The sequence below is a fragment of the Vibrio sp. St2 genome, assembly GCF_947311885.1.
Lineage (GTDB): Bacteria > Pseudomonadota > Gammaproteobacteria > Enterobacterales > Vibrionaceae > Vibrio > Vibrio coralliilyticus.
Genome location: NZ_CAMZNA010000007.1, coordinates 62,458 through 87,493, shown reverse-complemented (window position 1 = coordinate 87,493; position 25,036 = coordinate 62,458). Strand labels below are relative to the sequence as shown.

Below are 25,036 nucleotides of genomic sequence, written 5' to 3'. Positions count from 1 at the left end.
AGATGACAGAAACAGAATGTCTATGCGCCGCGAGAGTATAAAAATTCGTGGGGAGCGACAAGAGCTGTGACGCAGGAGACTGAAGCAATCTCTCATTTCGTCGGCGTTTGCCGGCACAATCCCTCGGCCCGTCTTACTCCTGAGACAGCCACAACGATACACCGGGAGGCGTGACAGGCCTCTCACCTAAGACAAAGTGATGGGGTCACTTCGCTGTTGCACAACGTGCAGCTTGATATGTGATCACATGCATAATGATAACCCCGTTTCTTAACTAGACTTCTCACGTTAGGCGCTCAGCAGAGCCCATCCAAGAAAGGAGTCTCATCATGTGTACCATTGGGGCCGTATTTGACGGCAATCAATTAGTGACGTTTAAACAGTGCGATCTTATCCCAGTCACGCACTTTCATCCGCCGCGTGTACGACGTGGTCAAAACGGCGTCGAATCCTATATCGCCATGACGCGCGAGGGCAGTGAGGGGATTTGGGCTGGATCCAACGACGCAGGCGTCAGTTTTGTAGCTGCCGACTCGTACACCACGACAGCAGCGAATTACTCCACCAGCCAGGGTGAGGTTCAGGCGCTCTTTGAAGCCTATGAAGCCACGGTACGCGATCACACCAACGCCACCGAGGCGGCAATGCACCTGACGCAGTTCTATTTGTCCATGGGGCAGGCCACCCCGTTTCCTGCGCCGGACATCGCGCTGGTGAGTGGTTGGGCCGATGAGACCCGTACCCGAAAAGTGGCGATTTTTATCGAATACATGCCCAACCCCTACAACCAGCGTCCCGTGCGCACCATTTGCCGCGACGAAGGCTATTTCGTGTCCACCAACCATTTTCGCCTGCAACCGGACTCGGTGCACTATCCGGCCAATCACAGCACCTATTTACGCCTGAATCGTGCAGAATCGCTGCTGCAGCTTTCCCCTAACCAAACTGGGGTCGAGCAACTCTTATCGGACCAATACTATGGCCAGACCGAACTCTCGCTCTGCCGGGAAACTGAATTTGTTGGCAGCGAGTTTTTTACCCAAGCCACTGCCCTTTTTTCCCTTGGCCAGGGACGACCGACGTGCCGATATCAGGTGAATGGTAACCCTCGAACTCAGCCATTGCAGACCTTTCAGGAGGCACCATTATGACCCCAATTCACCTCACCATAGACCGCAATGACCACGCGCCCATATCGCCACCCGAAGAGGGATTTGTCTATGTAGATCAAGGCAATTATCATCCGTTGACACTGTCATCCGGTACGCCGCTCACCCTCTATTCCGACAGTGCCACCTCGTGCATCATCACCTTCGTCGTGGCCGATCTTGGCGAACAGACGCAGGTCATTGGGGCGCATCTCGACAGTCCCGCGTGCATTGAGGCATTCTTTGGCGTGATCGACAGCTTGCCCGCCAAGACGTTGCAAATTGTTGCTCAAGGCGCTAACCCGCCCGATAACGACACGGCCAGACACAACGCGCAGCAGTTAACGGCGTGCATCGATGCGCTGGGCGATAAGGTCATTCACCACGAACTGTTTTTGCTTGAAGGCAATCCCACACAAGACAATTTGGGACAGCTGGGTCTCTACTTTGATGGTCAGACGCAAGTGACGGTCTCCAATCAACCTTATGCCCTCGAACTGTATCAACGCGATCCCACCTGCGGCGGCCAGACCGTTTACTGCATCATGCGTCGTCAGGAAACACCCCCCATCCAGATCCGAAACGCGGCGCTGCCTTTTACGCATGCTGAATTGGTCGAACTGGCGTCGATCGCGAATGCGTATCGACAAACCCCAGACGACCCTCAAACTGCGTTCACCAACATTGTGAATTTACAGGGTGACGTGATACGTCAGACTTGGTCAACTACCCCAGACTGTGAAGCGCCGTGGTTTGCAGACCAACTCAAGCTGGGCGCCACCTTCGCGCTGGCGATGTCGCCGGTGGTGAACCTCAGTGAGCAGCACCTTCAGCGCCATACGCCAACCACCTTCCATCGCCTGCGTCGCAGTGTGCTGGGCGGACAATGAGGAGCGACTATGAACATTGGTATCATTAACACTGGCGGAACGATCAGTTGTGTTGGGGACCCACTCGCGCCCATGAGTGCGAAGGCCTTCGCTCACGCCTGTCATGAATGGATTGATCCTGTGATTTCGGCGGAGTTTCCTGAGATCAAACTGCATTACTTGGTCGATGTTGTGTTTCCTGGGTCTTCTACCCACACGTTAGACAGCACCAACCTTCAGCCCAGTGACTGGTGCATTATGGCCGAGGCCATCTTGACGCACTATGAGAAGATGGATGGCTTTGTGGTCCTGCATGGGACGGACAGCATGGATTTCTCCGGCGCCGCGCTGAGTTTCTTACTCAATGGCCTTAATGAACGGGGAGTGGGCGTCGCGGTGTTGAGTAAACCTGTGATCGTCACAGGCTCGCAAGTGCCGCTGTTCCATCAGGGGGATGACCAGCCCTGCCAGCTCAACTTCAACACCGATGCGTATCAGAATCTGTGTGGTGCTATCGCAGCGGCGCGCACCGGGATCGCCGAAGTTGGGGTCTATTTTCAAAATCGACTCTATCGCGGTAATCGAGTGCTCAAAACTAACGCCAGCGAATTTAACGCGTTTGAATCGCCCAACTATCCGTTTTTGGCTGAGGCAGGGGTCGCGCTGACCATTCAAAACCAGCGATGTTTACCCGGCCCGGTGAACCATGCGGTTAGCTTGGACAACGGCTCTGTCCGTGACAGCCTGCGCGCACAACTCAATGATCTGAGCGTGCAGATGAACGCCAGCTTGGTCAGCCAGTTGAATGCGTTTCCCGCGCCGTATCGCACCGCACCACCCCAGGCGTTTCTTGCCCAGATCATTGATGCGCTCGTGTCGGCCGGCACACAGGGGATCATCTTGGAATCCTATGGTGAAGGCAATTTCCCCTCAGGATGCCCGGACGCTCCGTCGAAAGGGGCGATCTATCAGGCGCTAGCGACAGCAAACCAGCAAGGTGTGGTGCTGGTAGACGCCAGTCAGGTGATCGCGGGTACCGTCAACAACAGTGCCTACGCCGCAGGGGCGTGGTTGCCCGAGGTTGGCGTTGTCTCCTCAGCAGACATGACGCCGATGGCTGGCCTAGTGAAGTTAACCGTGCTGCTGGCGCTGAACGCTCTGCACGGTTGGCCGAAAGGCACGGTGACTCGTTTGTTCCAGACCAATTGGGCGGGCGAAATGCAAAACACCAATCGTCTCGACAGCCGAGTCAACCCAAGCTTGTTGCCTGGTGAGCATCTGATGACGTTTGATGGCATGGCCAGCTTGTACAACGATCCCAATCATGGGCCACGCTTGGTTCGCCACAGTGACAACGCATTGCTTTGGCAACTGCCAGATCCGATCCCTACGCAGGCATTGCCCGGTACCTTGACGATGCAAAATGACGGCAACTTAGTGTTTTACAGCCGAGATCAGGTGCCCTTATGGGCGAGCCAGACGGCTCATGCTGGGGGCGCCGCGTCTTGGTTAGAACTGAGCCAGTCGTCGGCCACACAAGACACCACCGAGATCCAGCTAACCGTCTACAACTATTCGGACCAGCAGGTATCCGTACAACTTTATCCCTCTTAAAGGAGTCACTCATGACACGAATGAAGTACAGTGGTCGTATTGCACCGAATTGTCCATACCACGCCCCCTCGCTGCTGACGCAAGGACACATCGTTGCACCGACCACCATCACACCGCCTAACCCAGAGTGGGGGCCTGTCGCCCAATACGGACCAACGGTCTTTGGCCGCTCCACCGCGTACGATCCTGCTCACAATTGTGAGGGCAATTTCATGTCGTATAAGAATCAGCCCAACAACAATTGTTACGCGTACGGGACCAACATTGCCTCGAACTCTTTCCCGCAACCCGGGCGGGCCAGTGAAGGGTCGACACCTTGGTCCACGGCGATGACAGCAGACAGTGTCACGCGCAACGCAGAGCTTGATGGATTGGTGGTATTGCCGCACCAGACTCTCGACGCATTGCTCGACGACCCCACGTATCGACAAGGCGTCGATGGGCATTTTGTTGCCTTGGTGTTTTCGCCGCCTGAGTCCGGGTTTCAGGGTGACCCCGGTGCTCAGTGGGGTGGGGATTATCACTGGGTTCGCGCCGACGAGGTGGATTATGCACGCCGTGTGATCCACTGGTCTCAGAAAGATGGAGGGGATCAAGTCACCAATTTCGATTTTGCGGGTCAACCCATTACCGATCCCACGCACGCCTGCTGGACGGTCAACCTTGGCCCGGTGTCAGGCGTGGATCCCAGTCGGCCTGACGATCAACACGATGTGATTGTGACGTACGAATTTCATACCTTCATGTGGGTACCTGCTAACGGCGTGACGATTTTATAACCGACTTTCGGCGCCCTGATTGGGGCGCCGGTTTTCCTTTCTTTTTCATTCCGTCTCACCGGCGCCTTTCCCACCTTAGTTCAAACCACATTCTCTCTCCCTGCGGGGCGTTCCGTTCTCGTGGGCTAAGGCTGGCTAGGCGGGGGGCATGCTCCGCTCCATCAGGCCTATCTCCCATCACTGTCCCTGTTCGCCATCGAAGGGGAGCCTTTCAAAAATGGGGTCAGAGAAAAGGGTGAAATGCACGCAGGGCGCCCTGGTCTCTGACCCCATTTTCGATCCCCAACCGCTAGGCGAAAACGGAAGTGATGTCATTGGAGACAGGAGAAAGAGGATGAACAGACCATTGCCCCCCACAAGTCAGCCTAACCCCTCGAGTACGGCCAGCGTATCGTCGCTGGAGCACTCAGGCTCATCCAAAAGTGATGCGCAAAACACCGCCAATATTCGGTATATTCAGCGGCTGTACCAACTGAACCGCATCGACCGATTGCGTCGCCGTTATGGGTGGCGACGCTCAAGTCCAGTCAGGCGAGGCAAACGTCCTTTATGGTACCGCTGTACTGTGAAGGGCTGTGTTGACGTCGCCCCCGGAAAAAGGGGGCTTTATGACGAATAAGCTCCCCTTTTGGTCTCATAGCTCCCAATTCACTACCCAAGAGCAAGCGGTGCTTCAAGATGCCATGAACATCATCGCGCGCTATTGGGCGACCCGCTCATCAGACGTTTTTACCTCCCCCGATTTGGTCAAAGCGTTTTGCCAAATGCATTTGGCCCACGTCGAGCGCGAGGTGTTTGGCGCGTTGTGGCTCGATCAGCGTCATCGTCTGTTGGATGTGGAGGATTTGTTTGCTGGCACCGTCAATCAGGCCATTGTACAGGCCCGAGAAGTGTTGCGCTCCGGCCTGAAAGTGAACGCGTCCGCGGTGATCTTTTATCACAACCATCCTTCGGGCTGCCCCGAGCCGAGTCAGGCCGATCGCCAGTTGACTCAATATTTAAGCACGCTCCTTGAACCTGTGGACGTTCGAGTGTTAGACCACATGGTGGTGTCCCTGTCTGGCGTAGTGTCGTTCGCTGAAAGGGGGTGGTGTTAGTTCGTTGAGCGCCCGAACCGGGCGCATCGTTTCGGGCAAGTGCCTAGTGTATAGAGATCGCCCCGCGTTTGCGATGGCTTGGGTTGCACGCATTGTGTCAGACTAGAAGACACACCCCTCGCTAACCGTTTGAGATGTTTTTATGAGGGCGTTCGCTCGCTAAGTGACGCATTTTTCAGGCTCAATTGAGACCAAGATCGAGACAGCGCCCACCCGCGGTTCTGGCGCCGAGTCCCGGCATTGATACGCCAATGTTATGGCATTGAAAACGCATTGAGGTTTTGACGGGCAAGGACTCCGGGCGTACACCATTGAAACGTCAATGTGACGCACTATTCACCGTTCAAAGGAGTTGTTTATGTCCGATCGTTACCCTCTCCAAACCACACTGCAAGGCGCACTCAAACGGGACTTTATGACCTTCAAACAACGAGAACACCTCAGCGACGCCGAATCCGCCCGTCAATTGTTGGCCCTCGGCTTGCGGATAGAGTTGAGCGATGCGAGTGAGCCGGCGGTAAGTCATCGTTGCTTGCTAGAAGAGGTGTATCGCACGCAACGCCTGACCTCGGCGATGGTTGATTTGGTGTTTGGGCAAACGTTCAATCGAGCGCACTTAACGGCGCAGCGAACGGCGTCGTCAGCGCTAAGACAGCAAGTCAAAGCCGATATTGAGCAGCAAATCGCGACCTATTTATCCGGTAAACCTTCGGCGGATTAACGTTCAGGCGGGCCTAGCTCGCGCGCAGAGTGGATGAGTTGGCGCCAATGCTCGGTTTGCTGAGTCAGATCCCAATCGGCATTGTCGAGGGCAGGCACAGGCTCATGACGTCGCATCGCGGGCAAAGCCAGCCCCTTGCCTTCGAGTTCGTTGTCAGGCTGACTGTCGAGAAGGGGGCTTGGGGTATCGGTCAGACGTGTCCAGGCAGGCAACGCGGGTAGTGGGTGCGTCAGGCGGGTTTGATGTTGGGGGTGCGGGGCGATAGACGACAGGGGATCATGAAACAAAGCCTGGTGCAAATGGGCCAGCAACATCGTCTCGGGTAGGGAAGTGCGCTGGCGCAGAGCGGCCAGGAGCGAGCCAGTGCGTCCTGTGGCCAACTCGTAAACTTGCCCTCGATTAGGCCCAGTCAAGCACACCAGTGTTGCCGTTTCCTGAGCGCCGAAAACCAACCAATCGGGCGTCGTACGATTTGGGTTGGGGTCGCCAAATAAGCATCCGGCGAGGCTTTCGGTGAATTGAGGCAATAGGTGCTGAAGGTAGGCCAAATATCGCCTGACTTCGTATTCTCCCAGTGCATTGTGAAACCGTGGATCTTCGGTTAGAAGGGAGTGGTCGTTGAAGTGGACGGACAGGGAGGGGAGGGTACCATCGACAGTCTCCAGCGCGCTAAAGGAAGTGTCCGGTTGCTGAAGCCAGGTGTTCACTAGGGCAGCCGTGGCGTCCGTGTAGAGGCAGACATGATCGCGAGCGCGACTGATGTCCACATAGGCTCGGCGCAAACTTGTCAGCGCCCCTTTGGAGCGCACGACAGACAGCACACTGTCAACGGTCATGCCCTGAGCCATGTCTGCGGTTCGGGTGTAATCATAGTCCCAATGAGCCTGACCTAAATGAAACGGATCAAACGTGACGGCCTGACCTCCCTCCGATCGTAACGCGATGCCCGCCGTTGAGATGCGCTGTACGACGTAGCGCAAATTGGCATGCCAGGGGTCGCCTCTTGATGTTTGACGAAACACAATCCAGTCGCCGACCGACAAGGGCGGGGTCGATAAAGCGTACAACCGCGTGTGTTCGTGGCGCCGTTTGAGTGGCAATATCACGCGAGGCGCTTTGGGATCGGACGGTTCTAGTCGAACGATGCCCGCGTGATCATCCACTTCCTCGATGGTGGCGTAATGCCTCGGATGCAGGCTAAGCACTCGCCCACATTGATAGGGCATCATGGTACCCCGCTCTGCCGGGGTCGTATCAATGGCGCGCAAGCGAGGGACGAGGGTCTCATCGTCTGGCAGTTCTCGCCGATGGCGACGTGTCGTCCGAAGTGTATGCGCAATGGCGTCCCGCTCTGCATGCGTGTGGGCGATGATCAACGTTTGGCGGCGAGCCTCTGGGGTTCGTGAGAGAAAGTCATCAGCCAAATGTTGATACAAGACCGAACGCGTGTCGTCGGCGTCAGATTTCGCACCAGATGGCGTCAGTTCAGCGAGCGACACAAGAGTAGGCGATGGGGTGGTTTGCCTGTGCAGACTGGCGAGTGCGCTGCGCGGCTGACCGTCGACTAATTGCTGGGCCGCACGCCGTAATGTCGGCGTTCGCTGGCGCACAATATCATAAAGATACGCGGTCTCTAGCCAGCCTCGTTCGATCGCGAGTGCAAACGGCTTACCGGCTCCCAGAGCAAGTAACTGATGGTGATCGCCAAGCAACACTGCGCGCGAATGACTGTCGATCACCAAGCGGATAAACGCCAAAAACGGGGCATTGCCCAACATGGCACACTCATCAAGGAAAAACAGACTGCGGTGAAAGGTCGCGGCGGAGGTCTGCTGCGTGCGGTAATTGGTGAGACATTGCGCCAGCGTGGTCGCAGGCAGCCCCTGTTTTTTGAGTTCGCGAACCGCTGAGCGTGTAGGAGCGACGCCCAATAAACGGTGAGGAGCAAGGTCTTGGTGTACGTCACGCACCAGGCGTAAGGTATCACGCAGTAAGGTGGACTTCCCGGTGCCTGCCAGCCCTTGCACGGCGACAAAACGGTCGCGATGGCTGGCGATCAATTGCAGGGCCTGACGCTGGCCACGGGTCAGGTGAGGACGCGCGTTAAGGAGACGCTCAAGGCCCTCGGGGGTGGCCAGCGGTGTCTGGGTTTGCTGCTCGTTTTGCAGATGCATGAAGATCGCTCGCTCTTGCGTTAGTGCTTGCGACGTCGTCCATCGGGTACCGTCTTGAAACGCACGGCTCAATGCCGTGCGGTGCTTCTCTAGCGCGATGGTGATGTCAGATAACGTCAGCCCCTCTCGAGTGTGAGAGAGCGCAAACCGTATGGCTTCGATGACTAAGGTGTGCTGACGAAAAGCCGCGTGTCGGACCGTAGAATGCGCCAAGGCAAAAGCGACGGCTTGCTCAGCCACAGGAACGGGGGCGGTCGGCGCGATGTGACGGATCGCTTGGCGGATATCTTGGACGATCCCATCGGCGGTCGTGGTGTCGAGATAGCGGTCCACCCTGGGATTGGGGCTCATTAGGTGCTCGATAGCACTGGGACGAAGCTCCGCGTTCAATAAGCGTTGGTGGGCCTTGGCACATTGGTCAGTATGGATATCGATACGTCGATAACGCGGCAGTAAGGTGTCCAGCAGTGTGCGCGATAAGCGATGTGTGGGCGAGACGTACAGCAGGCACGGACGTGGGTGCGGATCGTTGGGGCCCGCAAGGTAGTGGTAACTCAGTGGCCAGCACTTGGCGCTGTTGACGCCCAGTCGAATACGCGCGCCATCGCGGCTTTTCAGTACGCAGTCGGCGGCGGAGGTGCACACAACACGGTAGGTGACCCCTTCCACCAAACCACAGTCGGGATCATCTGAGGTCGCGATCAACTGTTCACCTTTGAGAACGGCGATAGGCTGAGGCGTAGTAAGCTGAACTTCGGTGAGTGCATTCGCCTGCGTGCTCAGCGTCAGGGTTGTGGGTGGAGTGGTGTGGCGTCTGATGGTCAGAGAATTCGAGGTGGTATCCGCGTGCAGTATGCGTCCTTGAAGCCATTGACCGTCATAACGCCAGCGTATGCCCATACCGGGCCGATAATGCTTCGCCAATGTGCGTTCACTGGGACTCAGCCAGTGACGCTGCTCACTGCGCAATTCGATATCTTGCCCACGTAAATGCCCATGTGTGATCAGCAACTCGCGCACACGCCTCGTCAACTGCTCATGTGCGCTGCGTGTTGTGGCTCGGATTTCCCAACGCGGATCCAATGCCGCGCTCAGCAATCTGGATGACAACGCCCACTGTTGATTGTCTGTCAGAATCAGCCTTGATGGGCGAAGGTCGTCACCACGCCAGGGATGCACCAGCACTTGTCCCCGCCGAAATAGTGCCAGGGCATTATTAGACCAGTGACTGGGACGTCGGTCGGGACGCTCGATCAGAATCAGTTTACTCTGTGTTTGTGTGACGGCGTCACTCAATCGACGTAGCTGATTGGCGCTGAGTTGACGAGCGTCATCGATCACTATGACGTCTCTGGATCCTAACGACGCAGAATGGGCCAAAAATTGGCGGGTGACATCTGGGCAAACGGGGTGGATTAACTGGGCTAACAAAGCACGACCACGACAGACCGGACTGCGGCGCCGCGCTTGCCACGCACGTTGCTCGCCTCGCCGGCCAAACAGTAAGTGAGTCCGCGCACCACTGGCGCTAAAGGCCTCCGTAAGGCGAGCGCTCAGAGTGTCAGCCCGGCCTGTCACTTCTATCAAATGAAACGGCCGTGTTGAGCGGATCAAGCTCGTCAGGCATTGCTGCTGAGATGGACTTAAGTCCATCGCCTTGAGCGTCGGGAGAGAAGGTACATGGCCTCGTATCGCGTGTTGCCGCTTGGCTCGCTCGAGTAAGGCTTGCTCTTGCAGCAATAGGTCTGCGGTCGTGTAGTGGCCTGGGGTGGGCAGTGCGATCAACGTGCGTTGGCGGATCAGGGTCTCCGTCGCTCGTTGGATGTCCTGCACACGTAACGACGGCGTCTGACTGAACCTATCCAGAGCGCACTCGACAATGTGCTCCAGAGACAGAGCAGTTTGAAAACGGCTCAAATGTTTCAGAGCGAGGTGAACCGCGTGTTCGGCCTCATGCATCAGGGCCGGGTTCACGCTTGGTGCGCGCTGATGGCACGATTGCTTGAGCGTATCGGGTGTATGCCCCAAGGTTTCTAATCGCGCTTGCCACTGCGCCACGCGGTCGACACCACGCTCTGTGGTCAACTCTGCCCGGGTACACAACGCGGCTAAGTCTCGTGCCGGTGCTGAGTTCAAGCCCCGTTCCCGTTCCCATTGTTGGATGCGCGCTCGTCGCGTTGAAAACGCGTCAATGACGGTGCGTGGCACGCCAACAATATCAAAGGTATGGTTTCGTCTGGGCGCTAAACGGTAGCCTAATGACGTGACGGTTTTGGCCAAATGCCCGTGATAAAGCGCGGAATAATATTTCTGGTGGGCATAAAGGCGCTCAAACGTACCATTAATGACCGACGAGCGTTGTCGAGTACAACTGGCCAAGGCGCGCAGTGGCCCTTGTTGCAGGCGGGTCATGTTTGCAATCACGGCATGGGAATGCAGTTGTGGATCCCCAGAACGGCTGGTGGTGTGTTCAAAAACGGCGACGAGCAAGGCGCTCGTATCAACAAATGCCAATTGTCCTTGGCTCTGAACCCTGGTTTGTGCAACATCGCGTTCTAATTCGGTCAACGCATAACGCACGGCCACATCATGCGCGTGCCGCAAACGCGGGTCTCCTGCTAGCAAGGCCAACAGGCTTAACGACTTGGGCGCTGAAAACGTGACATCCAGACCCGGCGCATGCGCCCCGCGTCGCCCAAGCGTGGCTTCGCCGCGCCAATGACCCCGCAATGCGCCCAGAAAGATACCAGCGTCAATGGGTTGCTGGGCCAAACCCGCGGCTTTGGCGAGTTCACCATACCAATAACCTGCTGTTGAGAGGCCGCCATCGTCAATCAGATAATACTGCGCAGCACGTGTTGGATGGCTGAGTGGCGTCAGGGTCAACATGGCGCATTGGGAGAGGGATCCGACTCGTCACTGTCGAGATAGGTTAACATGTAGCCCCGATGAGGCCATCGCTGGATACAGCGCTGCGCCGCCTTAAGAGTGAGCGTTTGGTGGCGCCATTCATTCTCGACTAAGATATCCAGCACCACTTTCTGGTGGCGACGTTTGGTTTGGGATTTTCGTTCAGTCATACAAGTCTCCTAATGTGTTTAAAGAGGGCGCATCGGGCGCCGATGTTGGCTGGGTGTCAGGTGCGGCCTCATCAGGCGGCGGGTCGCGTGGAATAAAATCGGGTTGTGTGGTCTCAGGGGGGACATAGGGCAGAATCAGTTTGGTGATCCAATCGGTCCCCGGTGAACGGACAAAGCAATGCAAATCGGGTAACGCTTGAATGTCACTCGCTGTCACGACCGGACGCGTCAGTCTCTGTGGTGTTCGCGAGCGCGAGTCCCGTTTCGGCCGAGAACTGAGCGTTTGGCTCTCCCGGACAATGTCCACGTCCTGATCGCCGAGCTCGTGTGATGCCGCTTTGGCCATTGCGTGCGATGGGGACCGAAAGAAAAAGCGACTGTTGAGCAAATCGCAGATCGCCTGCGCGTCATGGGGGCCATAGTTTTTGACCAACTGGGCATGCGATTGCAAGCTGGCAACGAAGCAGCCACCAAACTTTCGTGCTTCGGCTAATGTACTGGCCAGCTCGGGCAAACGCTGCAAGCTGGGCAATTCATCCAAAATGACCCAGACACGACGTTCCTGACTTTCTGTCAGGCCTAAAATCGCGTTGGATGCGATCGCGAGCCACAACGAGATCAACGGCCTCAGTGCTACATGGTGGCGAGCGTGGCTGGTGAAAAACAGAAAACCGTCACCATGGTCCTGACGCACCCAGTTCGCTATCGAAAAACGGCGCGTAAGATGTACAGGGCGATTTGGAGCGTCTAAGCCTTGCAGGCAACGTAGCGAGCGGACATAAGTGGTGAGGACAGTTTGAATCGACAGCGCGGTTTTTTTGATGTCTTTAGAGACATACGTGGCCGCTTCTGTACCAGCAAGCAACGTAGACAGCGTCGACAAATCCGAGCTGGTAAGCAGGCTCAGCAAGCGCCCTGTGGTTGGAAGAGAGCCTTGGGTACTCAGCTTGTGAGCCACGGAGGCAAATACACTGCGAGCCGACTCGTTCCAGAAAGGGTCGCCATTGGGGGGGACTGGGATCAAGGCGCTGGCCTGATGGTCAAAATCGGCAGCATGGGTCGCATCACACCATAAGTCCCAATTCACGCTGCGAGCATCAAACGGGTTCAGCAAGGTGTCTGTGTCAGGTTGATAAAATTGCCCCACAAAACTGCACCCTTTGTCGTAAATGATGGCGCGATCGCCCTGAGCACGAATCCAACTGAGAAACTCGCGGATCAATACCGACTTTCCACTGCCCGTCGTCCCTTCAATCCGCACGTGTTGACGTTCAAAATGAGGGTGTAGGACATCATGCCCCCCCAGCAGTAAGGGCGATCTGAGCGGTCGAGGATCGGACTTGGGTTGATGCATCCGCTGAGCAAGCTGGAGAGGGGTGACGATCTGGGCTCCGCGCACATAGCGATCTCGCAGGGTGACGGCACTCAGTCGCCATGCGAGGGGGAATACCAGTCCAGCAGTGAGACCACCAATGGTCACCGCGAGTACCAGGGCTGGAGTCAGGTGTTGCCAAAAACTGCGATGGCCTTGTTCAATGAAAGGGGCGTGCAAAAGCGTGCCCAATGAGCTCTGCAGGGATTGCTGGTTGACGCTGATTAGCACGGGCCGATCGAGCGTCGCGCCGAACCCGAGCAATACGCGTACACGCCAGTACCAATACTCGGCCATTGCAACACGACGAGGGATCACCACCCAGATCTGCATGCCAAGCACGAGGCTCATTTCGAGGAGAATGAACCCTATCAAGGCCAAAAGCAATCGGCCACTTTGGAGCGCAGTGCGCACAGGATATAAGAGACTAATCAGTGGGCGCATCACGCTCGTCTCCATGGTTATCCGGCGTACTTTGGCGCTGTAACTCTCCGCCCCATACCAACGCGTTCGCGCGTACCTGTCGATGAGTCTGATCGCTAAACAAACTGCCGCTCTCGAGTAAGTTAAAAGCGCCAGCACGCACTTCGTCCATGCGCTGATGCGCTTGCTCGGACTGAGTGGAGAGTCGGCTTTTCTGCGTTGGGGTCAGAGAGGGAGGGGGAGGCTCTTGACTCAGGCGAGGTATGATGGATTGATGAAAATTCGCGCTGCGTAGATACTGACTAAACTCTTGTTGTACCTCACTCAGATCTTCGGGTAGGCGTGCCGTCATCAGTCGAGCGACCCAACCTTCCGGTCGCTCAGGTTGTTGTTCTAGGTAACGTTGGAAGCCAGAAATCGTACTGGTCGTTAGGTTGTGACCGTCGCTGCTCAGCAATTGCCCGAGGCGAGTGAGGCTGTTCATGTGCGTTTCGCTTTGGGTCGCCGACTGCGTGAGGCCTTGCAGACGCTGGTGATGCAGTGAAAAATCCTGAGCGTATTGGGCTAAGGCACTGTGCTGCGTCTGGCTGCTGACTTGCAAGCCCGCTTTGAGCATCTCACTGGCCCCTTGTTGATACTGGGTCAAGGCTTGCGTGAGGGCTTGACGCTGCGTGCCGCTCATGGCTTGGTATTGCTGTCGTTCTTCCGCGCTCCATTGGGCGTTAAGTCCCGCGGACACCCCAGTGATCGCACTTAAGGAAGACGGAACGGCCATGCCTGCGTGTGCCGACATCGCCGTGGCAAAAGCCACCGCTTGCTGCTGGGACCATCCCATGGTGTTGGCAACACCCGAAATAGCGGATTCCATATTGCTACGCGTACGGAGGATCTGACCGTCGGCGCTGCTGTGCTCACTGTGGCCATAGTTACGCGTTAGGGCGGCTTGGTCACTCCAGCGATCGTGCCATTGGGCACTTTGTTGGTAGGCAGCGCTCAGTTGATCTTGCCATTGCGCCTGTTGGTGCTGGGCATCTTGGAGCTGGGATTGGAGACTGCGTTGGATAGTGCGCTGCGCCTGGGTCTGCCATAAGGGCTTGGATTCGGTCTCTCTAGCGTCATAGGTCTGGCGGAAGCCATCGTTCACATACGTCTGTGTCATTGCGCCGCGGGCGTCTTGTGTTGATGCGACACCAGAACGAAGTAGCACGTTGTCGTCCCATTTGTTGGCGTGCGTGGTGTTGAACTGATGGGTCTGCATATGAACCTGACCAAAGTCTAGGTTGCCCGTCGCTGAGGCCGCCGACGCACGAGTATTGGTGGCATGCACCATAGAGGCAAACTGTTGGTGCAAGCCTGCCACGGCGCCTATCCCTCCCTGCAATAACTTAGCGGCCAACACCGGCACAGAGAGCATGACGACACCAGTGGCGGCAGCGAAACGTGTGTGAAGAGCGTATAAGGCATCCGCATTGCTCAGGGTGAGGCCTGCCATGCCCTGAGTCTGGTACGGAGAAAATGCGTCCAGAGTCCACATCATCAACGCATTGATCAGCGCAAATAAGGTTGGCCACATCGCTAAATAGGCATACACCCGGCAGTAATTGCTCAGTACCGAGCGGGTCAACGTCGGGATCATCGCGGCGACGGCGATAAAGAAGGCGCTACCGCTGAAGACCAAAAACATGATCGCATGGAGCATAGGTAACGTATCTCGCGCCTGGAGACCGATTGACCAGCCCATGGTCGTTTGGTGCAGTTGGTTCTGCGTGTACGCGTACGCCAGGCCGCCAGCAGTGGAGTCCAGGCGGGCGATCCCCATACGTACAGCGTTCAGGGCCAAATTTTGCCTAAGCAGCCCTACGGCATGGTCACTGATGCCCAGAAACGCGCGATAATTGTCAGACAGTGATTGGGCTAAATGTGTGTAGTGAGCCTTGGCGTTTGGCCCATAGAGTTGCGTCGCAAGTCGTTGCAACGCCAGCGTGGCGCTGCGATCGAACTCCCCTCGGAGTTGAGGATAAAACTCAGCACAGGTACGAAAATGCCCCTGTTGATCGAACACCCCTCGGACCGGGCTCATCGTCTGTGCATCCAGAAACCCCACCACATCAATCGAGCGACGTAACGCATCCCAGGTGTATTTCTTGTTCACCTCGATATCATCCACCACGCAGTTGCTGAAAAAGGTTTGCCACTGTTCACGGACGGTCACGCTGGACAGCTGGCTGTGCTGAGACAACCGATACAGTTCAGAACCAAACAGCATTCCCGTGCGGCCGTAGCGCCGGTCATCCGTCGTATTGAAAGCGGTTTCCACCCCTTCGGCCATCCCCACCATTAAGGTCGAGAATGCCCAAGTAGGGAGGGCAATCAGGTAAGGGACATGGTCGACCGCCATCGGCGCGTTGGGCTCAGTGAGGTCGTGGACCCAAACTCGCGCTGTTTGCTTAAACAGTAGGGTGGGCACCAGTGCAAACGTGACTCCCCATAGCCATAGGTGCTTGATGTGGCGGGTCATCATAAAACGTTGCAGTGTCGAAACCGTACCCAACATCACAGCGATGGCCAACACATCCCCAAAAGGAGAACTGCCAAAAAAGGCCACCACCGCATTCAGCACACGCACCAGCGTCGCGCCTTGGGTATAGGTGTAATAATCCAAGTCAATCACGCCCGCGCTCCTGCCCTGAGAGTGGCCGAAGTTGGTGTTGAAGACGTTGGCGATACTGCGTGTCTTGGAATTGATAATGCGCAATAAAATCGTTTTGCCAGATCAGCTGTTGCTTTGCTTGCTCGGTAAAGCGTAAGCAAAACGCTTGGACACGCGTGATTTCCTCGGCGATGTTGGCCACATCGTTGCGGTCCAGCCGCTGACGCAGCAGCGCGTTACGCGCATTGCTGAGCATCGTCTGCATAAAGGTGTCCAACAGCTCGACGGCGATCACGCGTGAGTGCGCCGCAAAATTGGGCGTAGAGCCTGCGCGGTGAACGCTTTTAAATACCGCTAAAATCGGCGCGCGCGTCCCCTCTAGTAACCACCGCTGCTTCGCCGTCAATGGAGTGTCTTGCAGCAGGGCATCGTATAGACCGACCAGCGCACGCTGCACGCGTTGCTGCAGGCCTTGCGTCTCAGGGAGGCTAACCCAAACCCGTTGGGGCGCCAGGCAACCCATTTTGGAACGATCTTGGCAGCGATACAGTGCGACTCGTCCTCCGGTCAGTAAGGTCTCCACCAGGCGGTTGGATTCCGTGGCCAAGCTTGGATAACGCCGTAAATGCTGGGCCGAATCGTAGACTTGTGTGCCAGTGATGCTCATTAAAAACTCAGCCATTGGCAGGTCAGCAGACAGTTCTGGGATCGCTAACAGGGCCGACCACACCAAATTATGGTGCCATTGGGTTAGGGGGCCGAGATCGGGCGATTGACGAGCCTGTTTGAGCTGTGCGTTCGACTGCCCGCCCACGCCGCACCCTTGCTGAGCGGCGACCCAGTCCGAGAAAGCATTGTTGCGAACGCCCATGGTGGCGCAGACATGCTTTTGTGTCTGTGGCACCGCAAAAGCAGCCAATCCACTGACGCCCGCTTGGGCGGCCTGGCAAGAACTGATCGATTGGTTGAGCCAGCGATCCGCAACGCTTTGTAAATGGTCGCGGATCTGCTTGATCTGCGGGGCCCAGGTTTGGAGCGCCAAATCGACCGCAAAGGGCAAGGCATTGGCAACGACCGCCTTACCGAAATGCACCAACTCTTCCGAGTTGATATGGGAAAAGCCACCCATGAACGCATCAATACCGCCACATCCAGCTTTAATCGAGGGTAAGGTCACCGAACCGAGTGACAGCGGTCGTATGGGCGCCCTGACGTACACTGAACCGCCGGTGTAGTAATTGGCGGCTTGTCCTTCATAGGCATGGGGCCTAGAGACGTTGCTCTGATACTCTAAACCATCATAAAAGGCCTCTAACGCGCTTTGCAGCCCAGCGGCGTTACTGGACGGCGTGAGGACGCTTAAGAGAAGTACACCGCCCCAACCGTTAACGCGCCACATGACGAAACTCGGTGACAACGTGATAAAGACGTCGAGCCAGCTCAGACGTCGACAGAAAACCGTACGCCACAGGACGCACACGCCGGGTACTTGGTTGAACGAGCAGCAGAGCAGGGGTGGTCGTAATGGCCAGTTGCCCACGGTGATGACGATGATGCTTGAGCCCACTGGCTTGCACGCCGTCATCACTGATGCCCAGTAACGCGAGATGATGCGCATCTGCAAAGGCTTGGAGACTGGGCGCCAGCGCTTGACTATAGGGGTCTGCGCCGCGATATAGCCAGAACAAGCCCCAGCCCTTTTCCGACAGCGCGTCGAGCGTGCGTGATTGCGTCTGATCCTGCTGCCGGTAATAGATGGCACGGGCGGTTTGACCCGCGGGGTGATCGACAAGCGTCGACAGCTCAGGGTGCATCAATAGCACGCGTTGAAACGTCGAGGCGGTTTGTTCCGTTTTTCGTAAAATAAAGCGATGCAATCGCATCAGCTTGAGGGCGTATTCGGGGTTGTTCGGGGCTAGTGTGGCCTGCGCCAAGCTGGCTTGGTAGTGCTGATGAAACCAGCGCAACTGGGCTTGGGGCGTTAGCGGAGATGCCACGGCCGGGGGCACGGAGGTCGGGACATTGTACCACCGCCAACCCAGAGGAGCGGCGGTGGACCATGGCACCCAAATCAGCGCCGCCAAGGCTAAAGCGCGCGCCGTCATGGACGCCTCGCTGGGGAGTTGGGTGTCAGCAATGCCTCTTGAGTTGGCAATCGCATTCGCTGCTTGAGTGTCCCGTAATACGAAGTGAAGTCGATGCGTTCAAAGTCGATACGCTGTAATTGTTTGGCCGTTAGAGGGAGGCAACGCGGATGCTTGGCACTACCCAAAGGAATCCCTAACTGCTTGACGGCGCCTTGCTGTTGTATGATTTTGGCCAGGACACTGTCGTACAGGCAATACCCTTGTTGGTAGCGAGTACAGACGCCAAGCACGGAATGGGCGCAGTATCGGCCCAGATAGATCGCGGTACCAAGGCGTTTGGCTCGGCCGATGGCCTGTGCCTCTTGGCTACACTGCGTTAAGCCCAGGTCAGTGCCCCATCCGCCATCTTGGCAACAATTGGCAAAGCCGATGGGTTTTTCCGCGCAATGCGCCGCTTGCCCTGCAAAGATCCGGGGCGGCTGAGTTAAGTGCTGGCCGGCCCGGGATAGGGCAGAAAGGGCTGAGGCCGTTTTGGCGAAGGCGGTTGACTGTGAAGGGGTCGCGTGATAGCACTCCCCATCAAGACAGAACGAGGGCGTACCACACGCCAGTTTTGTTGAGCTGCACTGCTTAAAGGGGCACGAGAGCTCGCGCGCCTGACGGGTGCAGACACCATGACGTTGCTCAGCGCAATGTGCCTTAATAACGCGGCAATGGGTATAGGCCTGGCAGGTGTCCTTGGATTGGCATTGATAAGTATGACGATATGTCCAGCAGGTCAAATGAGTAGGGATCCCATTCACGGTGCGTGTTGCCTCGCCTTGATGACAACGCTTTGATGTGAAAGCGCAGTCACGCAAATCGTTACAGTTTGAGCGCCATCGTATTCGGTTGCGTATACAATCCCCCGCCACCAACGTATACCCCTCTGTGCATCGTCGACTGGCTGGACGGGTTTCTTTTTGCGGTCCACAGATTTCATAGCGGCGACGCCAGCGCGACCCGCGACACCCAGATTGGCTTGACTGTCTCCTGAGTGCCCCTTTCACATAGCCATTCTGGGGCGAGACGGTTTGTCCATGCCATTGATACCATTCGCCTCGTTCAGCGCACCATCCCGTTCCACCTTTTTCTAAGACATAATCTGCCCCGCTGTATAAACACCGCGTTTCTTGTCGACGACATACGGAACCGGTGCGTTGCCAACCGGATGGGCAGGTGTAGCGAATAGGGCCACGTTCCATCGTGACGACAGGGACGACATCGCAGGACACGGGTTGCTGAGTCGGCTGGCTGCAGGTTTTCGGCTGATATTGCGTTGCACATTGCGTTTGAGTGCGGCAGTCGACTCGCTCGTCATGGCCGCCATGAACGATGGTGTTCGCGTGATCTTGGCCGACAGTGGCAAACTGATACGCTGGTTCTTGCGAGGGATCCGGTCGAGTGGCGGTGGCGGAGTCTGCGATAGAGCGAGCCAGCTCATTGCGTTTCAAGCGCTGCTGGCTGGATCGCCGAAGGGCCGACTCCTCTGGTGGAGGTAACGCTTGACGATCGTGTTGACACGCTGCGCTCTGACAATAGTCTGAAGGTGTCCAGTTTGGTGCTAATCGATTCGGCAGATCGCGCTGGGCTTTCTGGGCCCAAGGAACCGCGGCATCGTAGTCGCGCTTGGCCCCAGCGAAGCCGAACATCGAATAGATCACTAGGAGACCCACAATCCAAACTCGAGTGTTCATTGCGGGTGTGCCTTGAGTAACCGATCCGCTAGGTGGCCTATGGGAGTGGCCGACAACGCTTCTAATGCCGCGCGTAGGGAAACATTGCCTTTCACCACGGCGTGATCCTGGAGAGTGCAAGGGCGTTGAGGGGCACAGCGGTTGGGGCGGATAAGGACAAACGCGGGGACGTCCTGAATGCTGAACTGGTGAAACGCCTCTGGATCGATCGCCACGCCTGAAGAAATGACCGAGGAGCCTGGGGGGTTAAGTAACGCCATCAAACGGCGAGCGGTTGCTTTGAAGCCAGAAGGAAGCGGACCACGGATCAGCAAAGGCACTTGCCATTCATGACTTTGATGGAGCAGAGCTCGCAACGAGGCGTCAGGCATCGTTAAAGAGATGAATACCAGCATGCGGGCAGGGTAGGGCTGCTGAGTGAACGGATCATCGCCAAAGCGACGGGCATTCAGTTCGGCTGTGACTGGGTCAAAAGTGCGAATGGATGGGCCGGCGCTACATACCGAAGCGGGCCACATCATCGCCAGCCCAAGTGTCCAGGCCAGAGGAAAGATCTTCCTTAAAATTGTCAATATCATCGCTTATCTCCTACAACATGACGCAGTTACGTTTTCGCCATTGAACAAAGCCAAAATTGTCTCCGCTGGAGGGATTGTCGTGGCCCATCTCCCATAGGCTGGTGGGGGTGGTATAGGGGTGACACCAGGCCGCATCCGGGATAGGAGCGCTCATTTGATAGCGGTACCGCGATTTGGGCAGAAAGGGGGACAGTTTGAGGTGACACACCGCCCCATTGCGGCCTTGGCTGTCCCACACCATCCCTTGGCGGTGGAGCTTGTAATTGAGGCGCTCCATGATCAGCGTGGCGGCTTGGATGGGCGAGTCACGATAATTGGTGTTGCCCGTTAATGGATACGCACTGCCCTGTGAGCCTAAGCACCAGAACAAGTGGTCCCACGGCAGTTGGCGACGCGTGCTGGTGGCTATGGCTTCACTGGCGCAAGCCAACTGCGCTGCCGGGCTGCCGAACACAATCGCCTCGGGGTGAAGAGCGAAGGCCAGAGCATCATCGTGCCAGAGGGGATCCAGTTCGGAAAAATACCCAATGTCAAAAGGACGCGTCTCCATGCACGCGGCAGATTCCAGCAATTTCAGCCATTCGATCAGAGGATAGCGATACCAGTGAGCATGATAAAATCCACCGTCACTGCTGTCGTCATCACGGGATGTGCTTCGTCCTCCGATACGCTGGGCATGGGCTCCGCTCAGACGGAGCCCCAGATTGACCATGCAAAAAGGCGATCGAGTCACGTCTGTCAGCGCATAAGGCTCCCAATAACCAAGATTAAGGCCCAGTCTGACCATCACAGGCGGGGGCGCCGGGCATAAAGAAACCGGCAAGGTTGGGTTCGGTGTATCGGGTAAGGGGCCTGGATAGACCGGGACCGCCCCGAGCGTAATGGGCAAGAGGCAGCGCCAACACACGTCGCGAAGTGGGTTGATAAAGTGCCCACTGCATGCGGCTCCCGCAACACTCAGAGTGGGGGCTGCGAGGAAGAGCCCCAATAAGCACCAGACTGGAAGCGGGCGAAGCCGTTTCATTGTTGTTCCTCCTCGGCCATGACATCGTATTCGGTTACCTGCCAATAGTGGTGTGCTTGTACCACCACGCTCGGCACCGCTCGAAGTTGCAACTGGCGAGAAAGGCGTCCTTGCTGATCAAAGTACACCGGTGCGTTCAACACCTTAGCCAATTCTTGCGGCCTGCCCCCGGTTAATATCCAGACAATTGGGCGGTCGCTCTTCCACCTTGTGGCCCACTCACGCTGGTGTGGATCCCGGCCATCAAAAAACACCAAGGCCTTGGGATAGTGAAACGACATCGCGAGCGAAGGCTCGGGCCACGTGGCTTGGTCAAATGGATTGATCCAACGCCCCTGTGCGGCGCGCAGTAACGGCGAGGCGCTACTGCGCGCTGAAGACAGACGCACACTCGGGTCAACCAGAAACGTCGTGGGCCTATGCGTGGTTGAGAGCGAAAGGGGCTGCGGAGAGGCAAACTGGGCGTGCACACGCTCGCGCAGGGTTTGTTGCCATTTCGCAAGTCCACCGTCTTGTTCCAACGTTTTGAGTCGCTTCGCAATCCAGACCAGCATGTCGACTTCGCCAATGGGGAATGTGGCCCCCAGTCGTTGCGGCGCTGGGCCGGGCAGGAGTGCCGTCACACCACTCAAGATCCAGATGCTTAACCGGCTCATGGCGTATCCTCCGAAAATGCATGTGGGGCCGCGATCATCGCCTGTTGTATTGTGTCCGTAATGTCCGTTGCCCCTGCAATCACGGCCGTGGGTTTGAGTACCAAACTCTGATGATGTCGCTGATACTGAGTGATCGTTTGTTCTACAGCAGCACGGAAGGATTGCCATTTCTGGTGTTGGGCTTCAACAGATAAAGACTGAGCGACTAGGGTTTGCTGGTAATGCGCAGCCAGCAGTGCAACGTCGAGTGTGACCACACGGCACTGGGGTGTCGCCGTCTGCACCCAGGCCGCCGTGAGGCACACTTGAACGGTGGCGCCCAGCAACCACAACATCGCCGTGTTCATGAGTGGCCTCCTGCCGCAGGCGATGAGGCCATCGTCACTTGGTTAAACGCGGCGAGCTCTTCGCCATAAAAATGCGCCGCGGTTTGCGCAATGGCGGTTTTTAAAGGCACACCCGACTGGATACGCTGTTCACACCAGGCGTATTCATTGGGCTCGGTGCTCAGATACGCGCGAGTGAGAGGATCGGCGAATATTCGGTGATAGCTTACCTGGCCGCCAGCTTTGATGCGTACTGCGCTGTATCCTGCATCGCGTGCCCGGGGGAAATGTTTGAGAAGATGTTGGTCGAGCGCGCTGAAAGCTTTGGGGTTGTCGCGCAGAAAGGCGTCGAAGCCTTCCCCTTGACGCAACATAATGTGAATGTCTGAATTGTCATAGCAGGCTTTGGCTTCCGCGCTGGCAAACGCGTCTTCGATGCCCTGCGTGACCGTGCAAAACGCCCCACCAAATTTTCTCGCTGTTCGATACCCCGTATTGATGAACAAGCGAGCTTGTGCGTTGTTGCCACTCAGCAAGTTCCACGCTTCTTCGATAACGCACAGTTTTCGGCGGGCCCGTTCCCCGGACAAGTACATCTGCTGATTGATTGACACCATGAGAGCGAAGATCACAGGACGAAGCACATCGTCGTTAAATCCATCGAGTTCCAGAGTGGTGATATCGACGTTGGGATCAAGCAAAGAGGGACGATTAAACGTTTCACCATAGACACCATTCTTGGCGTACTTGTTCAACTGAATGGCAATGTCTTCAATCCGTCGATCGTGTTGCTGAGTGTGGGCCAATACACGCAATGCGTCCTGTACATCGTCGACACAGGTACGTGCTCCATGACGTTGCCATGCTTGGACAATAGCGTCCCCGAGGATCGCCAGTTGAAAGCTGTCTAATGGCTGATAAGGGGCCGCCATGGTGGCAAACAAAGCTGTGATGTTGCTGAGAGCTTCTTTGATGGGACCGTAGGCATCGGTGGGCGATGACGTCGTCCCCTGGCTCGGTAGCGCCGATTTCATGGTCTCCAAATGGGTAAAGGGGTTTAAGAAAATATGGCGGTGGTCGAGATGGACTCCCTCCAGCATCAACGTCAGTTTTTTGTAGCTGGCGCCTTTATCCAGTACCCACACTTTCCCCCCTTGAGCAAACACCGTTTTGGCCAGTTGCTCGACAAAGAAGCTTTTTCCCGCCCCAGAGCCACCATTGAGGGCGATGTTGTGATTGTCGCTGCCGCAGTTAAACGGGTCAAAAAACGAAATCTGTCCCCTTAAAGTGGGAAGCAGGACTCCGCCTGTGAGGCGGCGCACATCCATGACAATAGGAAAGAAATTGACCAGATTACTGCTCTTTATGGTGCGTACACGTCCCACCTTTTGACAGTCATCCCAGAGGCCTTCACTCATCATAAAGGGTAAGGACGCCATCAGGCATTGGGCCTGCAGCATCGGTAATAAGCGTAGCTCCAAGCCATTGGCAGCAAAGGCTTCTTTCGTGGCTTGGACGTGATCGTGATGTGCCTTTGGGTTTGTGAATAACACTACACCAACACTCATTGAACTTAAGGTGTATTGGCGATTACTCAACCCTTTTTGTATCGACCGTCGCTCGTCGAGCTCATCCGACGCTGAGGGCAAGAATAGCGCGAGGGTCGATTGGACGGTTTTGGTCAAATCGGCGATTTTTCGGTTGTTGCTGTACTCGGCTTGTCCGGTATTCTCTTGGCGAAAGCTGACGCAGATCGCGTGAGGGCAGGGGACTTGCCTTGCCACATTGCGCATCGAGGAGAAGCACTCCGGCAGAGCGTACAGGCGAAACTCATGCGGTAACGCCGTCAGGCCGAGGTGGATCTGCCGACTGCGGATCGGCGCGCCGTCCACCCCCTGATATTCCGTGTCGATGCAATCGCGATGGACGCGGATCTCCGCATCGCGCGCCACGGCCTGAATATGCAGAGGATCGAGTGGGTTGTACTGGGCGGGTAAGGGGCGGTCTTGTTCTGGGGAAAAATGGATCAGATCGCGTAGTAAGGTGAGTAAGCCAACGGGCTCGACCCGCTGGACTGGCAAGCCCAGTTGCGCCAAGGTGGTTTCTGCTTGGGTACGGACTAACGTGAGGGAACTCAGTGACGCGGTTGAGCTCGACACAAAAAAGTACGCTTCGTAGTCACGTAAGTCAAAGTGGGTGCGTTGCTGATGCATAAAGCCATGCCTGGCCGCGTAATAGGCGTAACGGCGCTCCTGATCAGCCAATTCAGCGCAGATGCCGCCTCGCTGTCCCATTTGCTGGGCATTTGCATCCAGCCATTGGCAGACTCGGTTGTGACCGAGCAGTATGAACTGGTAATCCCAGTCCTTGCCTTGGGGCAAATCACTCACCCAGGCATTGAGCGACTCAACCAACTCGTCGTTCGCACCTGACAACGGCCGAAACGCCAGGCCAAATCCCATGCTGCGCGCATTGACGAACAGCGATGGCTCACTGTCGTAGTCGCGGTACGGTAACCATTGGTGCCATCGAGGTCGATGCTGGAGGGCATCTTGACGCAAGTGTTGAAACGCCGACCAGCCTTTATGCCAAAAACGGGCGTTACTCATTAGACTCGCTCCACCAGGCTTGGGGGGAACCGAGGTGCCACTGCCCTTTGGAAAGCGTAAAGTAAAGGTCGATGCTACCAACAAACGGCCCAG

Annotated in this window: 18 protein-coding genes; 6 read left to right on the top strand and 12 right to left on the bottom strand. The window is 56.5% G+C overall.

What is annotated here, in order from left to right; translation table 11 throughout:
- Positions 1-329 precede the first annotated feature (329 nt).
- The 6 genes from QMA41_RS18595 (at position 330) to QMA41_RS18570 (ending at position 6,228) form a co-directional block, all read left to right on the top strand.
- On the top strand, positions 330-1,151 hold the full coding sequence (locus QMA41_RS18595; RefSeq protein WP_235676537.1) for a C45 family peptidase: 822 nt from the start codon (positions 330-332) through the stop codon (positions 1,149-1,151).
- Complete coding sequence (locus QMA41_RS18590; protein WP_235676536.1) at positions 1,148-2,038, top strand: hypothetical protein; 891 nt, start codon at positions 1,148-1,150, stop codon at positions 2,036-2,038. Before QMA41_RS18595 ends, QMA41_RS18590 begins: the two co-directional genes overlap by 4 nt.
- A gap of 9 nt (positions 2,039-2,047) precedes the next feature.
- The gene (locus QMA41_RS18585) at positions 2,048-3,631 is read left to right on the top strand and encodes an asparaginase domain-containing protein (RefSeq protein WP_235676535.1); all 1,584 of its coding nucleotides are present in this window, start codon (positions 2,048-2,050) and stop codon (positions 3,629-3,631) included.
- Between the two features lie 11 nt (positions 3,632-3,642).
- The gene (locus QMA41_RS18580; protein WP_019277168.1) at positions 3,643-4,410 is read left to right on the top strand and encodes a hypothetical protein; all 768 of its coding nucleotides are present in this window, start codon (positions 3,643-3,645) and stop codon (positions 4,408-4,410) included.
- Positions 4,411-5,018: 608 nt separating this feature from the next.
- Entirely contained in the window at positions 5,019-5,507 is a 489-nt protein-coding gene (locus QMA41_RS18575; RefSeq protein ID WP_019277169.1) for a JAB domain-containing protein, read from the top strand.
- A 358-nt stretch (positions 5,508-5,865) separates the two neighbouring features.
- Positions 5,866-6,228: a hypothetical protein gene (locus QMA41_RS18570; RefSeq protein ID WP_172854888.1), complete on the top strand. Its 363-nt coding sequence runs from the start codon at positions 5,866-5,868 to the stop codon at positions 6,226-6,228.
- Here QMA41_RS18570 and traI read toward each other — a convergent pair.
- From traI to traC, 12 genes are all read right to left on the bottom strand, one after another.
- Positions 6,225-11,291 carry a conjugative transfer relaxase/helicase TraI gene (traI, locus tag QMA41_RS18565; RefSeq protein WP_235676533.1) on the bottom strand — a complete coding sequence of 1,689 codons (5,067 nt, stop codon included), beginning with the start codon at positions 11,289-11,291 and terminating at the stop codon, positions 6,225-6,227. The genes QMA41_RS18570 and traI overlap by 4 nt on opposite strands.
- On the bottom strand, positions 11,285-11,482 hold the full coding sequence (locus QMA41_RS18560) for a hypothetical protein (RefSeq protein WP_235676532.1): 198 nt from the start codon (positions 11,480-11,482) through the stop codon (positions 11,285-11,287). The genes traI and QMA41_RS18560 overlap by 7 nt, the downstream gene beginning before the upstream one ends.
- On the bottom strand, positions 11,475-13,205 hold the full coding sequence (gene traD / locus QMA41_RS18555) for a type IV conjugative transfer system coupling protein TraD (RefSeq protein ID WP_281630384.1): 1,731 nt from the start codon (positions 13,203-13,205) through the stop codon (positions 11,475-11,477). Before traD ends, QMA41_RS18560 begins: the two co-directional genes overlap by 8 nt.
- 76 nt (positions 13,206-13,281) lie before the next feature.
- Positions 13,282-15,948, bottom strand: a complete 2,667-nt coding sequence (locus QMA41_RS18550) for a conjugal transfer protein TraG N-terminal domain-containing protein (RefSeq protein WP_281630364.1) — start codon at positions 15,946-15,948, stop codon at positions 13,282-13,284.
- Entirely contained in the window at positions 15,941-17,326 is a 1,386-nt protein-coding gene (locus QMA41_RS18545) for a conjugal transfer protein TraH (RefSeq protein ID WP_235676529.1), read from the bottom strand. Before QMA41_RS18545 ends, QMA41_RS18550 begins: the two co-directional genes overlap by 8 nt.
- Positions 17,313-18,032 carry a conjugal transfer protein TraF gene (gene traF, locus QMA41_RS18540; RefSeq protein WP_235676528.1) on the bottom strand — a complete coding sequence of 240 codons (720 nt, stop codon included), beginning with the start codon at positions 18,030-18,032 and terminating at the stop codon, positions 17,313-17,315. Before traF ends, QMA41_RS18545 begins: the two co-directional genes overlap by 14 nt.
- A complete protein-coding gene (gene traN, locus QMA41_RS18535) occupies positions 18,029-19,705 on the bottom strand; it encodes a type-F conjugative transfer system mating-pair stabilization protein TraN (protein ID WP_281630383.1) in 1,677 nt (558 codons plus the stop codon). Before traN ends, traF begins: the two co-directional genes overlap by 4 nt.
- Before the next feature lie 41 nt (positions 19,706-19,746).
- Entirely contained in the window at positions 19,747-20,328 is a 582-nt protein-coding gene (gene trbC, locus QMA41_RS18530) for a type-F conjugative transfer system pilin assembly protein TrbC (RefSeq protein ID WP_235676526.1), read from the bottom strand.
- A 10-nt stretch (positions 20,329-20,338) separates the two neighbouring features.
- Complete coding sequence (gene traU, locus QMA41_RS18525; protein ID WP_235676525.1) at positions 20,339-21,352, bottom strand: conjugal transfer pilus assembly protein TraU; 1,014 nt, start codon at positions 21,350-21,352, stop codon at positions 20,339-20,341.
- Positions 21,349-22,008, bottom strand: a complete 660-nt coding sequence (gene traW, locus QMA41_RS18520; RefSeq protein ID WP_235676524.1) for a type-F conjugative transfer system protein TraW — start codon at positions 22,006-22,008, stop codon at positions 21,349-21,351. The genes traU and traW overlap by 4 nt, the downstream gene beginning before the upstream one ends.
- Positions 22,005-22,355, bottom strand: a complete 351-nt coding sequence (locus QMA41_RS18515; RefSeq protein WP_235676523.1) for a TrbI F-type domain-containing protein — start codon at positions 22,353-22,355, stop codon at positions 22,005-22,007. The genes traW and QMA41_RS18515 overlap by 4 nt, the downstream gene beginning before the upstream one ends.
- Positions 22,352-24,943, bottom strand: coding sequence for a type IV secretion system protein TraC (gene traC / locus QMA41_RS18510; RefSeq protein ID WP_235676522.1), 2,592 nt, complete (start codon positions 24,941-24,943; stop codon positions 22,352-22,354). The genes QMA41_RS18515 and traC overlap by 4 nt, the downstream gene beginning before the upstream one ends.
- Between the last annotated feature and the right edge of the window lie 93 nt (positions 24,944-25,036).